This is a genomic window from Bacillus sp. FSL M8-0063 (assembly GCF_038005545.1).
Classification (GTDB): domain Bacteria; phylum Bacillota; class Bacilli; order Bacillales; family Bacillaceae_G; genus Bacillus_A; species Bacillus_A wiedmannii.
This window is the reverse complement of the sequence record NZ_JBBOTJ010000001.1, coordinates 2,295,127-2,309,422: the sequence shown is the minus strand read 5'-3', so window position 1 is coordinate 2,309,422 and position 14,296 is coordinate 2,295,127. Positions and strand designations below refer to the sequence as shown.

The following is a 14,296-nucleotide window of genomic DNA, read 5'->3' as shown; positions in this document are numbered from 1 at the left end:
ACTCATGTTAAGAGTAAAAAGGAGGAAGAAAAATGGTCATTTTCAATTATATTTTAGTATGTATTATTTTCGGAACAACATTTTTAACGATAAAAATCGGAATTGAAGCAGGAGCGCCCCCATTATTTTCAGCAGGAATTCGTTTCTTGTTAGCAGGCGTAATTCTGATGATTATATTTAAGTTAAAGCGAAAAGAAATTATGCCACATGTATTTTCAAAACGTATTATATATGCTGGTTTTTGCTTAACGTTTATGACATTCGCAACTTTGTACTGGGCGGAACAATATATTTCTTCAGGGTTAGCTGCTGTACTTTCTGCTACGGGGCCGATGATGATTTTATTATTACAGGCAAAGAGAAATAAGGCAAAATTACAAAAAGAGCAACTCGTAGCATTAATTATTGCACTAATAGGTGTTGTTTTTGTTTCTTTACCAGGAATGCAACAAGAAGTAAGTTTCATATGGAGTATCGCTTGTTTTGTTTTAATAATAGGAGAGTTATTTTACGGAATAGGCTCTATCCGCTCAAAAGAAATACTTTCGGATTTACAAAGTGTATCACCATTTCTCATTAATGGTATTCAAATGTTTTACGGAGGAGTTTTATTACTAATCGTATCCGTCATAGTAGAACAACCGAATGTAACTGTATTAGCTTCATGGAGTGTACAGTGGCCTATTTTATATCTCATCTTTATCGGATCAATTGGTGGGCACGGATTATATTACTGGCTCTTATCAAAAACGAATCCTGTATTCCCGTCAACGTGGTTATATGTATCACCGTTAATTGCTATTATTGTAGGATATATCATATTAGGAGAACCTTTAAACCCTACAATGGGAATAGGTGCTTGTTTTATTTTGGTTGGTGTATTTTTAGCTAATCGATCGACACTCCGGAGCTATTTCAAACAAGGGAAATTATTTGAGAAGGAAATGTAGTTGTATAAAGAAGCAGCCCTGTATAAAACAGGGATGCTTGAATTTTATTCATGATACGGATTGACTTTATTTATTGGAAAGTCGTAATATTATTAAGCTATATGAAAGAGAACCACAAAAAGAGGGGGAGTTATTATGAAAATAAACTGGACTGAAGTAAAGGAAAAAATTCGACCGCAAATTTCAAAACCATCCTAGTAATGGCGAACCATCTAAGTGGAAAGATGTTCAAAAAGAAAAACGTAATAGCTGGGATGAAGTAAAGAAAGCGTTAAGGCCAAAATTAGCAGAGAACACATTTATGACATGGATTAGAAATACAAATGCTACTATAGAAGATAATAAATTAATAATTTTTTGTGAAAATGCGTTTCATCGTGATTTACTTGAAGGGGAGTATAAAAATATAATTTCAAGTACCGTACAGAAAATTACTAATGAAGAATATCAAATTTGGTTCGAAATAGGATCAAACGCCGCTTCAATAGCACAAATTCATCATATGCAAAATAAGCAACTCACTTACGGACAAGAGGAATCAAAAATAATTTGGAATCAAATAAAAGATAAAGTACAAGTAACAATTTCAAGACCTTCATATGAAACATGGATCAAAGAAACTACAGCCAGTTTAAATGAAAATTCATTGACTATTTATTTTAAAAACGAATTCCAACAAGAGTGGGTTGAAAAGTCTTATAAAGATTTAATTTTGCATATAGCAAAAGAGTTAACTGAAAATACATATGAGCTTCAATTTGAATTAAAATCAAATACAATTGCAAGCAATAATGGTGAAAAATCAAAATCAACTATTGATAATATTATTTCCAAATTAGAGAAGCACCTCAAAGTCACTACTGATAATTTAAAAAGTAATGATATAGAAGATAGCGATAAACGTATTCAAGCTTTAGAAGGAAAAATAGTGAAGTTGGAAAATGTAATAGATACATTAGTGGGAAAATTAGAGGTAGTAGAATTAAAAACACAGTTGGAAAAATAACCAACTGTGTTTTTTACTTAATTCGCTTTATTGATAAACCCTTTATAATGACGTTTTACAAGCTGACTTTCTAAAGTCTTCATTGTTTCAAGCGCTACACCGACGATGATAAGTAAGCTTGTACCACCGATTTGTGCAGAAGGTGGTAATGTAGCAATTTTCGTGAATAAGAGCGGTAAAATTGAAATCGCCCCTAAGAAAATTGCCCCGATAAATGTTAAACGGTATAAAATTTTAGTTACATATTGTTCTGTTGATTTACCAGGACGAATACCAGGCACATAGCCATTTTGCTTTTTCAAATTCTCAGCCATTTGTTCAGGGTTTACTTGAATAAATGCGTAGAAGTATGTGAAAGCAACGATCAGACCGACATAAAGCGTCATTCCAATTGGATGTGCGAAATCAAGATTTGCAACTAACCATTGCGATACGCTTGAATCAGGGAAGAGCTGCGCGATTGTACGCGGCGTCATTAAAAATGCGGAAGCAAAGATAACTGGAATTACACCAGCACTATTTACTTTAAGAGGTAAATGAGTGTTTTTTGCTCCTTGGTATTGATTGTTTCCTGAAACAGCTTTTGCATATTGAATCGGTATTTTACGTACAGCTTGTTGAATGTAAATAACGCCAACAACTATCGCTAAAATTACGAGACCAATTAAGATCATCTTTATGATGTGCATGAATAATTGATCGCCTGCATTTTGAAATTGTTGCAAATAAATTTGGTTCGCAACATTTGGAATTGCCGCAACAAGTCCTGCGAAGATAATCATCGAAATACCATTACCAACGCCATTAGCGGTAATTTGTTCACCTAACCAAAGTAAAAATGCAGTACCTGCAGTTAAAACTGTCGCAATAAATAAGTATGTAGTCCAGCTTTGATCTGTAATTAATTGTCCACCTGCTATATTATTAAAACCATAAGACATCCCAATGGCTTGTATGAATGCGAGAATGATTGTAAAGTATCGAGTGAATTGAGCTGATTTCTTACGGCCCATTTCTCCTTGCTTTGCCCATTCCGAAAATTTAGGTATAACGTCCATTTGTAGTAATTGTACTATGATGGAAGCTGTAATATATGGTGTAATACCTACAGCAAAGATTGAGAAGTGTTGCAATGCTCCTCCGCCAAATACGTTTAGCATACCTAAAACGTTAGCTTGATCTTGTACTTTTAATACCTCTGCGTTAGTATGAGGAACTGGAATAAACGTGCCAATTCGAAAAACAATTAGCATCGCTAGTGTAAAAAGAATTTTGTTTCTTATCTCAGCTACTCTCATGAAATTTGAAATCGTACGAAACATTATGTCGCCTCCTATATTTTTATCAGTTCAAAACTGATTATTATATCCCGATGAAGTAACCACAAACCTCCTTCCGCATTAAATTCATTTGACAAATGGAATTTTATACATTTTGTAGTTTTCTCGGATATAAAAATATAAGGTGTTTTTTAGCGACCAATAAGCTTTTCGTAATCATTCAATACACATAATATATCGAATAAATTAACAAATGTACATACATACGCATGAAAAATGAATGAATAGGGGCATTTTTTACATTTATGTAATGCTAGATTGATAATTAGGAACGTTTTATGTAGTTGTATTGAAAGGATTCCGTGGAAAGTATTATGGTGTAGCTGTAGCACATGATAACCTCAAGGAAATCTTCGAGGATATTGAGAAAACTCATATATTTAGTCGTGAATTAGAGAAACTATTAAAGCAAGAAAAGATTTGAATAAAATAGTAGTGAAGGAAAATCTTTCTTCTATAGAGAATATTTCTAACGCAGGAATCTAAGTATATAGGTTCTAATGAAAGGAGAATTCACATGAATACATTTGTAAAGGACAAGTTTTATGAAACGAGAAATCAATTATTTGAGGAAATTACTTTGTTAAATGATGCTCAATTTAATAGAAAATCAGATAAGGATAAATGGAGTATAGCACAAATTTGTCATCACTTAGTTTTATTAGATGAGAGAGTTATAACGGTTATTTCGTCAGGATTAAAAAAGATGGATAGTTTCCAAAATGAGCGTAAAGAAATTCATACTATTGTATTAGATAGATCGATAAAATTTATAGCACCAGAAATGATTGAACCAAGTATAGAACCATTTGAAGTGCTGCAAATGGTTGATTTGTTAAACGACTCTAGAAAAGAATTGATGCGTTTTCTGAGTACAATAGAAGATGAATCTAAATTGGTAAAAAAATCAGTGATGCATCCAGCTCTTGGAGAATTATTTCTTGATCAGTGGATAGAATTAATCTATTTGCATGAACAGCGTCATATAGAACAAATCAAAGAGGTCAAATTGCTTTGTGAAGTTGAAAAGTAAAAATTATTATCTATTTATTGAGCGATTTAGGATAGCATCAAGGGTTTGAGTGATAAAATACAAGTCTTGATTAAAATTATGATGAATTTAGTTGAAAGCAACCAATAAGCAGAAGAAAATACGAAACTAGCAGATCTTTCTCTTGAATAGGAAACGAACATTCAAAAAAACTGAATCCGAATTGCTGTATAAGTGTAACCCCGTCTTAAATGAAGAACGGGGTTATTATTTTTGGAAGTGATCTCAGCATTTTTATTTAGAAGGAAATAAATTAGCAATGAAATCCGAAAATGTAACCAGCATTACACACTATATCTTTAAGTTATAATGATTTCCGGAAATGAGTTATATGTCCATAATTTTGACAGTACATATACATCTACCGTTGGTTTAGCGCTCTTCACACGTTAGAGGAAGAAGAAAATACGATTCTGCTAGGGGGGATATGTATTTTATTCTCTATATTTTCACAGCAGAACCACCTCCAAAATTATCTTTTGCAGTTGAATTTTTCCGAATAATAAGTTACATTTTTAAAGTTCAAGCAACTTTATAGCAGTACAAAAAGGGGAGAAATATTGTTATTATGCAAAAAATGAAATGGAAGACCTATTTATGTTATTTTGTTATTTTTATACTTCTTGGAACAGCAGTAATAGTCAAGCCATCTATCTCAAAAGCTGAGGAATCTGATGTTAATATTACATTGTTAGGTACTGCAGATATTCATGGTAGATTTATGCCTTGGGATTATGCACTTGATGGAGCAAATACGAGCGGAAGTTTAACACAGCTTTATACGGTTATAAAGAAGGTACGTCAAGAAAATCCAAATACCATATTAGTAGATGCTGGGGATACAATTCAAGGAAACTCAGTAGAATTATTCAATGATAAGCCACAATCGCCAATGATGGTAGCGATGAATACAATGGGATATGACGCCTGGGCATTTGGAAATCATGAATTCAACTTTGGATTAGATACATTGAAAAAAGTTAGTGAGCAATATAAGGGAAAGACGTTAGCAGGAAATATTTATAAGGAAAATGGAGAGCGTTTTCTTCCTGCATATACGATTGTTGAAAAAGGTGGAATTAAAGTCGGGATAATTGGTATGAATACACCAATGATTAGTGATTTCGAAAAAGGGACAGATCATTTGGATGGATTGGTAGTGAAAAATCCAGTAGAAGAGACAAAAAAGGCAATTAAAGAATTAGAAGGTAAAGTAGATGTAATGGTAGGGGTTATGCATATGGGACTAGAAAATGAGAATGGAATCCCAGGTACTGGTGTTCAAGATATTGCGAATGCTTGTCCGGAACTAAGTGCTATTTTTGCAGCTCATATGCATAAACTTGTTAAAAAAGAAGTTGTAAATGGCGTTATTATTACAGAACCAGATAAATATGGAACACATATTTCACGTATTGATCTTACTTTTACAAAGCAAGATGGAAAGATGGTTCTAAAAAATAAAAATGCTACCGCTATACCTGTAAAAAATACTGATGGAACAACAATAGTATCTGATCCCACACTTGAAGACACACTGACACCTTTTCACGAGTATGCGAGAGGAGATGCAAATGTTGTTGTCGCTCAATTAAAGGGTAGAAACCTTGTTCCTGAAAATGAAATAAAGGGTATTCCAAGTGTGCAGATTCAAGAGACACCTTTATCAGATTTCTTTCATGAAGTCATGCTCTACTACAGCAAAGCAGATGTAGTAGCCCATCAAATTGATAACGATAATGCTCGTTTGGATGTAGGTCCTATTAAGAAAAAAGATATTGCGTATAATTATCAATATGCTTTGGGAGAAATTACGGTCTATAAGGTAACTGGGAAAGACTTAAAAGACTATATGGAATGGGCGGCAGGGTACTTTAACTCATCTCGTGCCGGAGATGTAACAGTTAGTTTTGATAAAACCCGTCGTGCTTCTAAATACAGTACGAATGATTTCTTTGGAGGCGTAAAATATGAAATTGACTTAACAAAACCATATGGAAGTAGAATTACAAATTTACGTTCTATTCGTACAAATAAACCAATCAAAATGAGTGATGTTATGACGCTAGGAATGAATGCGTATAGAATGGAGGCTCTTCAGGCAAAAGGGGGAGCTTTAGAGGGACGGAAATTTGAACAAACTTGGTCATCTAAACAAGAGAATGCATTCGGAGAAACTGGTGGAACCATTCGTAACCTTGCTATTACATATTTAAAAGAGGTAAAGAATGGTGTATACACACCAAAAGTTATGCATAATTGGAAAATTACTGGCGTGAATACACATTCTTCAGAGCATAGGGCTGTAGTGGATCTTGTAAATAAAGGGATTTTAGAAATTCCAAAAACTGAAGATGGAAAATATACAAATATAGCATCTATAAATACTAAAGATTCAATTACAAAAGAAGAGATTGTAGCACTCTCACAAAAAGCTAATATTAATCCAAATCAGTTTAATCATGTAAAAAGAAAAGGAGAATTTTACAAAAAACTTAGTAGGATAATTAAATAAATATAAAATAGATAGCTTTCGTGCAAAAAACTATTAAACTTGGACATACCATTATCCTAAAAAAAGTTTGTGATTGGTATGGAAATATAAAGAATCAACGATAAAAAATCCCCTGGATTATTAAACAAATCCGGGGGATTTTTTATTTGAATAATTTTGGTTTTATTTCTTACTATGCATATTTATAATATGCTTTAAAAGAACATACCTTGAGCTAATAACATGCAATAGATGTGTCTTTTACTATATTTTAATGGGAGACAAATTAAAGATATTTTTGACAAAATAAAAAAGCCTGAAACTCATATGAGACTTCAGCTATCTCATAATGTTACAATCCATGCAGCTATAGACATACATAACAACATTATATTAAAAAATCTAAATTGTAGATGCGCTGCCTCACTAAAGTATTTATATACTATATATATCATAAAACAAAACACGCACTTTCTTCTTCTTGTTTATCAAGGTCATTAGTATTCATTTGATCCATCTTTATCCTAAATCAACTTCATGTCCGAAATATAAGTTTAAATAAGTAATATAAATTATAAGATGTCCTATAATAATTGTTATTTTAATAGCATTAAACCTACTCTTAAAATAGTAAAGAGTGGGTTTTTATGTTGTTATTTAGATGTAAGGGTACTTTGATTAGAATGAATATAGATAATTGACAACTAACCAATTGGATGAGCGCCTAAAAGAGCTCTTTTTTATTGAAATTAATATACATATATGTGTCGTTCTTTATTTATATCATCGACCACATATATGTAATTTTGCATAATGTTACATGAATTTTGTATTTTCTCTTTTTTCCGACAGAAATAGACAGTATACTTTGTACAAGCTTTCTATTTCAAAAATTATACGAGGTGAAAAAAATGAAAAACAAAAAGACATTAACTAAGGTAGCATTAACAACAGGCTTAGCTTTAACAGCTGTAGCACCATACGGAGTAGGTTATGCAGAGGAAACAGAACAACTACAAGTTCAAATTCAGGAAGAATCGTTCCGTTCGGGTGAACTTACACAACCGTCACAAAAGGCACCCGAAAATGTAGTAAAAGATGCTCTTAAGGAGAAAACAGAACAAGCTCTTTCTCCAAAGCAAGTAAATGGAGAAACTGGAGTAGATTATAAAGTTCTTCAAAAACGTGGTTCATATGATGGGACTACACTTGTACGTATTCAGCAAACATACGAAGGAAAAGAAGTATATGGCCATCAATTAACTGCACACGTAGATAATAACGGTGTTATTAAAAGTATTTCAGGCGATAGTGCGCAAAATTTAAAACAAGAAGAATTGAAAAAACCTATTAATCTATCAAAAGATGAAGCAAAACAATATATTTATACGAAGTACGGGAACGATATCAATTTTATTTCTGAGCCAGAAGTTAAAGAAGTTATTTTTGTTGATGAAAATAATGGACAAGCTAGCAATGCATACCAGGTTACATTTGAAGCTGCAACACCAAAATATGTTTCTGGAACTTATTTAGTAAATGCACAAAATGGTGATATGTTAAAAAATATGGTACAAGAATCTAACTTAAAAGCAAGTGAAAAACTAGTTGGAGCATTAAAGAAGAGTAAAAAAAGCAATCTTACATCATTAACTGGAACAGGAAAAGATGATTTAGGTATATCACGTACATTTGGAATCTCTCAACAAGGTAATGGAAAATATGCTCTTGCTGATTATACAAGAGGGCAAGGAATTGAAACATATGATGTGAATTATAGAGACATTACTAAAGAAGAAAGCTATTATCCTGGTACATTAGCAACTAGTACTTCAACAACATTTAACGATCCAAAAGCAGTAAGTGCTCATTACTTAGCAACAAAAGTATTTGATTTTTATAAAGATAAATACAAGCGTAATAGCTTTGATAATAAGGGACAAAAGGTAGTTTCAGTTGTACATGCTTGGGATTCTGGAGATACGAATGATCCGAAAAATTGGCAGAATGCATTAAGTGCGAATAATGGAAGTATGCTTGTATACGGAGATCCTATCGTCAAGGCATACGACGTAGCTGGCCATGAATTTACACATGCAGTTACTTCTAGCGAATCTAATCTTGAATATTACGGTGAATCTGGTGCGATTAATGAGGCGCTTTCTGATATTATGGGAACATCTATTGAGAAATACGTAAATAATGGAAGCTTTAACTGGACGATGGGAGAACAAACTGGATCTGTTTTCCGTGATATGGAAAACCCGGCTTCTGTTCCATCTTCACTTGGAGTACCTTATCCAGATGATTACAGTGAATTTAACGATTTTAATGGATGGGATCAAGGTGGCGTTCATTTTAATTCAAGTATTATTAATAAAGTGGCGTATCTCATTGCAAAAGGTGGAACTCATAACGGTGTAACTGTTAAAGGAATTGGTGAAGATAAAATGTTTGATATCTTCTATTATGCAAATACAGATGAGTTAAACATGACTTCTAATTTCAAAGAATTGAGATCAGCATGTATTCGAGTGGCAACTAATAAATATGGAGCAAATACTGCTGAAGTTCAAGCAGTTCAAAAGGCATTTGATGCAGCGAAAATTAAGTAAGTTAGAAATATAGTTTTCATTCATATATTATTACATTATGAAAAAACAGCTACTGTCATTTTAAAGATAGTAGCTGTTTTTTATACAGCAATGTATGATTGAAAATACACTTAATAAGCAATAATTAGGTTGTCTATCTTTCTGAATTTACGACACATATATAAGGTTTAAAGTATATAAAAACAGAAAATTAATAATATATTGACCTCTTAATAGAAAGTGCTATAGAATGAAAGCGATAACAAACGATTGCTTTAAAATGATTTCCCTGATCTTTTAGTATTTACAAATATATGTAGACATAAATAAATCTATTTTTTTAAACATTAATGCAAACGTTTTCGTATTAAAAAGATCATGGAAATCCATATGTGAAAATTGCCAATATGGGGGGTGAAATAAAAGAGATTTCTAGATTAATTTAAGTAGTGTAATTTAGTACGAACATATTAAATTGTGCGTACTATTTAAAGAAAGGGTGTATGTGGTGCAAATGTTAAAAAAATTAATTAACAAATCAGTTTTATTACTTACTATAATCGTTATGTTATCTTCTGTTTTCTCTTTTCAAAGTGTAAAGGCAGTTTCAAATTCGAAAACAACTGAAGTTATCATTCATTACAAAGAACAGTCTGGAAATACAAAGGATTGGAACCTTTGGTTATGGGGAGAAAATGCGAATGGTAAATCATATGAATTTACTGGTGAAGATGAATTTGGAAAGTACGCTAAGATTAATATAGATGATGACTATGAACGTGTAGGATTTATCATTCGTACGAATGAGTGGGAAAAAGATGGTGGCGATCGTTGGATTGAAAATATAAAGGACGGTCGTGCTGAAGTATGGATTCTTTCTGGTGATGAAAAAGTATATAACTCTAAGCCTTCTTCGGATCTATCAATTCAAAAAGCAACTATTGATAGTTTCAATGAAATTACTGTAACGACTAATGTGCCGTTTCATATTAAGGAACGGAATATTGAAATTGAAGGCATTAAAATTAAGGATATTAGTCCTTATGATATAAACAGTGGAAATGTTACTAATAAGGTTAAAATAATTACGGAGCAGAAAATTGATTTAAAACAGACATACAAAGTTAAAATCGAAAACGTAGCTGATACGAATACTGAAATCGGTAAAGTCATTCGTAGTGAGGAATTTGATCATTCATTTTATTATGCTGGTAACGATTTAGGTAATATATATACGCCGCAACACACTAAGTTCCGTGTATGGGCTCCTACTGCGAGTGAAGCGAAGTTAGTTACATATAAAAAATGGAACGATAAAATAGGTACTGAAATAAACATGAAACAAGGTGAAAAAGGAACTTGGAAAGCAGAACTTAAAGGGAACCAAAAAGGGCTCTATTATACGTATAAGGTGAAAATTGGTGATAAGTGGACTGAAGCAGTTGATCCGTATGCACGTGCTGCTGCAGTAAATGGAGATAAAGGTGCAGTTGTTGATTTAGAAGAAACAAATCCGAAAAAATGGAAAGCAAACAAAAAACCAAAATTTAAAAATCCGGAAGATGCTATTATTTATGAATTGCATGTACGTGATCTTTCTATTCAGCCCGAAAGTGGTATTAAACAGAAAGGAAAATATTTAGGGGTAACAGAAAAAGGAACAAGAGGTCCTGAAGGTGTGAAAACAGGCCTTGATCATATGAAAGATCTTGGTGTTACGCACGTGCAGCTTTTACCGATATTTGATTATGCATCAGTAAATGAAGAGAGTTTAAATGAACCACAATATAACTGGGGATATGATCCGAAAAATTTCAATGTTCCAGAAGGATCCTATTCTACAAATCCATATGAGCCAACTGTTCGAATAACTGAATTAAAGCAAATGATTCAAACACTGCATGATAATAATCTTCGTGTTGTAATGGATGTAGTATATAACCACATGTATAATGCTGCTGAATCTAATTTTCATAAGTTAGTTCCAGGTTATTATTACCGTTACAATGAAGATGGAACATTTGCAAATGGAACCGGAGTAGGAAATGATACAGCTTCAGAACGAAAAATGATGAGAAAATTTATGGTGGATTCGGTGACATACTGGGCAAAAGAATACAATTTAGACGGATTCCGTTTTGATTTAATGGGTATTCATGATTATGAAACGATGAATGAAATACGTAAAGCTGTTAATCAAATTGATCCTTCTATTATACTGCATGGAGAAGGGTGGGATTTAAATACACCTCTTGCAGCTGAGTTGAAAGCAAATCAAAAAAATGCGGAGAAAATGAAAGGGATTGCTCATTTTAACGATAATATACGAGATGGATTGAAAGGTAGTGTATTTGAGGAGAAGGAAAATGGATTTGTAAATGGAAAGGACAACATGGAAGACCGCATTAAAAAAGGGATTACGGCAGGCATTGACTACGATATAAATTCGTCTACTTATCAAGATCCTGAGCAAGTGCTAACTTATGTGGAAGCACATGATAATCATACATTATGGGACAAACTTGAGTTGACTAATCCAGGTGACAGTGAAGAAGTGCGAAAACAAATGCACAAATTGTCTTCTTCGATTTTATTAACATCACAAGGTATTCCATTCTTACATGCAGGACAAGAGTTTATGCGCACGAAGTATGGTGATCATAACAGTTACAAATCTCCTGATCCAATTAACCAAATGGATTGGTTGCGCCGTGCAGCATTTAATAATGAGGTAGAATATATGAAGGGCTTAATAGATTTACGCCAAAAGTATTCAGCTTTTCGAATGACATCTCCTGAGCAAATTAAAAAGCATATATCATTTATAGATGCTCCCAAAAATGTTATAGCTTATTCAATAGATGGAAAGGGGAATGGGAATAAAAATGAAAACTTTATGGTGGCTCACAATGCAAATAGAGAATCCGTTGACATAACTTTGCCATCGAAAGGTCCTTGGAAAGTACTAGTAGATGGTAAGCAGGCAGATAGTAAAACACTTTATGTTGTCCATAATAATAAAATTAAAGTTCCTGCATTAAGTTCATTCGTTTTAAAAACAGCGAAACCGATTAAATAAAAGCAAGTCATGTGGAAGTATATACTGAATTGAGTACATGTAATAAGGATTGTACATGCAAAAAGCGAAGTGACGGTTATTTTCACTTCGCTTTTAAAATTAAATTAATATAATTTCACATACTGTAATTATATTACAATTTAATAAAGGAAATAGACAAGAAATTATTTCTATTGTAACAGTAGGAGGAGAAGATATCTTTGTATTAATTCCTACAAATCGTTTAAAAAATAGCAAAGATGAAAAAGTATATGGAATTAAAATAGAGAAAAGACACCATTTAAGGTGTCTTTTCTCTATTTTAAATACGATATGTTAGTAATTAACTTGTATGTAAAAGTAAGTTGCATTTTCACACTAACTTCAAAAGAAAAATATTAAATTCTTTTCTTAATCTATATGTAATAAATCTCATTAGAAAATTTTATCGCTATAACAAATAAAACTTTCTCAATATTATTGTGTTTAATAACTATATCCATCTGCTTTCCAATCCATTACAATAATTTCACATTGGAAATACACGAATATTCCCAATGTTCTAAATGGTTTATACCTTATAGGATTACTATGGGAAAGGATGTGAAATGTCTAATAAAAAAATATTTTTTATGATGAAATAAAAAATTTTAATGAAGAAAAAGTTATTTTATTATTCTCAAGCTTTATTGAAGTACATGTATTTATAATCACTTCGAGACAAGAGGAAGAATCTAAAAATTATTTTTGTAGATTAGAAAAGTGTATTTAAAAATTAAGTTAAAAGTTTATGGAGGGTTATATGAGCGAGAAAATTTATTATTGGTCTCCTATTAAACATTGGGAGAAGTTGCATAATGAAGTTTTGATAGGGGAAATGAGATTTACAGGCGTTCTGTCTGAGTGGTTTCCTGAGTTTTATTTTTTGACTCAAAAAGGTGTGAAAATTAGTGAACTAGTAGAACGCTTTTCTTTAGGAAATGTAGAAGAGACACAAAAAACAATAGAGCTTATGATAAAAAATCGTGTGTTAGTAAGTAACATATTACCGCCAAGAGAAGTATTTTCCACACAAGAAAAGATTTTTCCAAATCCATATAGCAACCAGATTCGCTTTTCTAAAGAAGATTTAGATAAGTATATGAGTGAACAATTGAATCGAACGCACCATGCTGTGCGGTCAACCGAAATTCAACTTGAAACAACAAATGATCTACCCACTATAATCAAGGAACGTAGGTCTTGTCGCCAATTTGATATGAAAAAACATATTAGTTTTTTAGAATTTTCCCAATTCATATCAACTCTAAAACAGGTTAGGAAAGAAAATATATACTATCATTACGCAAGTGCAGGCGGACTCTACCCTATTGATATCTTTGTTTATATAAAACCCAAACGTATAGAAGGTATGAAAGCTGGGTTTTATTATTATAACCCATCAAAAAACTGTCTTGTGATTGTAAATAATATTGATCAAGTAATCAAAAGTGATCATGAGTTAATTAACCAAGATTTATTTACTCAGTCTGCCTTTTCAGTTTATTTGGTCTATAATGCGAACGCTTCCATCCCGAAATACGGTTCAGATGGATATTTATTTGCTTGTATTGAGTCTGGTATTATCACTGCTACCTTAAATATGGTGGCTGAGACATTGAATTTAGGCGTTTGTTCAGTTGGTCATATGAAATTTGAAGAGATTCAGCAGTTTTTATGTTTGGATAATCATCAAGTATTTCTCCATGGGCTTGAAATTGGTCTGAAGATTAACGAATAGATGAAATGAATATTAGGGGGATA

7 protein-coding genes and 1 pseudogene are annotated in these 14,296 nt (G+C 32.3%); 7 read left to right on the top strand and 1 reads right to left on the bottom strand.

The genetic code is table 11. From position 1 onward, the window contains the following. Positions 1 to 32: 32 nt before the first annotated feature. Both MKX31_RS11555 and MKX31_RS11550 read left to right on the top strand, forming a co-directional pair. Positions 33 to 950, top strand: coding sequence for a DMT family transporter (locus tag MKX31_RS11555; RefSeq protein WP_064475444.1), 918 nt, complete (start codon positions 33 to 35; stop codon positions 948 to 950). 135 nt (positions 951 to 1,085) lie between these two features. Continuing rightward, positions 1,086 to 1,956: pseudogene (locus MKX31_RS11550) on the top strand (DnaA N-terminal domain-containing protein). Between the two features lie 17 nt (positions 1,957 to 1,973). Here the strand turns inward: MKX31_RS11550 and secY are convergent. Next, positions 1,974 to 3,278, bottom strand: coding sequence for a preprotein translocase subunit SecY (secY, locus tag MKX31_RS11545; protein ID WP_088046673.1), 1,305 nt, complete (start codon positions 3,276 to 3,278; stop codon positions 1,974 to 1,976). Positions 3,279 to 3,813: 535 nt separating this feature from the next. On the opposite strand from secY, the gene MKX31_RS11540 reads away from it, so the two are divergent. The 5 genes from MKX31_RS11540 (at position 3,814) to MKX31_RS11520 (ending at position 14,273) form a co-directional block, all read left to right on the top strand. Then, complete coding sequence (locus MKX31_RS11540) at positions 3,814 to 4,329, top strand: DinB family protein (protein WP_088046674.1); 516 nt, start codon at positions 3,814 to 3,816, stop codon at positions 4,327 to 4,329. 586 nt (positions 4,330 to 4,915) lie between these two features. Beyond that, positions 4,916 to 6,862 (top strand): bifunctional metallophosphatase/5'-nucleotidase, encoded by a 1,947-nt coding sequence (locus MKX31_RS11535; RefSeq protein WP_064475441.1) that lies wholly within the window; start codon positions 4,916 to 4,918, stop codon positions 6,860 to 6,862. 890 nt (positions 6,863 to 7,752) lie between these two features. Then, a complete protein-coding gene (locus tag MKX31_RS11530; protein ID WP_088046675.1) occupies positions 7,753 to 9,456 on the top strand; it encodes a M4 family metallopeptidase in 1,704 nt (567 codons plus the stop codon). 487 nt (positions 9,457 to 9,943) lie between these two features. Continuing rightward, complete coding sequence (gene pulA, locus MKX31_RS11525) at positions 9,944 to 12,514, top strand: type I pullulanase (RefSeq protein ID WP_088046676.1); 2,571 nt, start codon at positions 9,944 to 9,946, stop codon at positions 12,512 to 12,514. A gap of 781 nt (positions 12,515 to 13,295) precedes the next feature. Next, complete coding sequence (locus MKX31_RS11520) at positions 13,296 to 14,273, top strand: SagB/ThcOx family dehydrogenase (protein ID WP_064475438.1); 978 nt, start codon at positions 13,296 to 13,298, stop codon at positions 14,271 to 14,273. The last annotated feature ends 23 nt before the right edge of the window (positions 14,274 to 14,296 follow it).

Coding starts and splice junctions, on each gene's coding strand:
- MKX31_RS11555 (WP_064475444.1), top strand. CDS start 33: ATGGTCATTTTCAATTATATTTTAGTATGTATTATTTTCGGAACAACA.
- secY (WP_088046673.1), bottom strand. CDS start 3,278: ATGTTTCGTACGATTTCAAATTTCATGAGAGTAGCTGAGATAAGAAAC.
- MKX31_RS11540 (WP_088046674.1), top strand. CDS start 3,814: ATGAATACATTTGTAAAGGACAAGTTTTATGAAACGAGAAATCAATTA.
- MKX31_RS11535 (WP_064475441.1), top strand. CDS start 4,916: ATGCAAAAAATGAAATGGAAGACCTATTTATGTTATTTTGTTATTTTT.
- MKX31_RS11530 (WP_088046675.1), top strand. CDS start 7,753: ATGAAAAACAAAAAGACATTAACTAAGGTAGCATTAACAACAGGCTTA.
- MKX31_RS11520 (WP_064475438.1), top strand. CDS start 13,296: ATGAGCGAGAAAATTTATTATTGGTCTCCTATTAAACATTGGGAGAAG.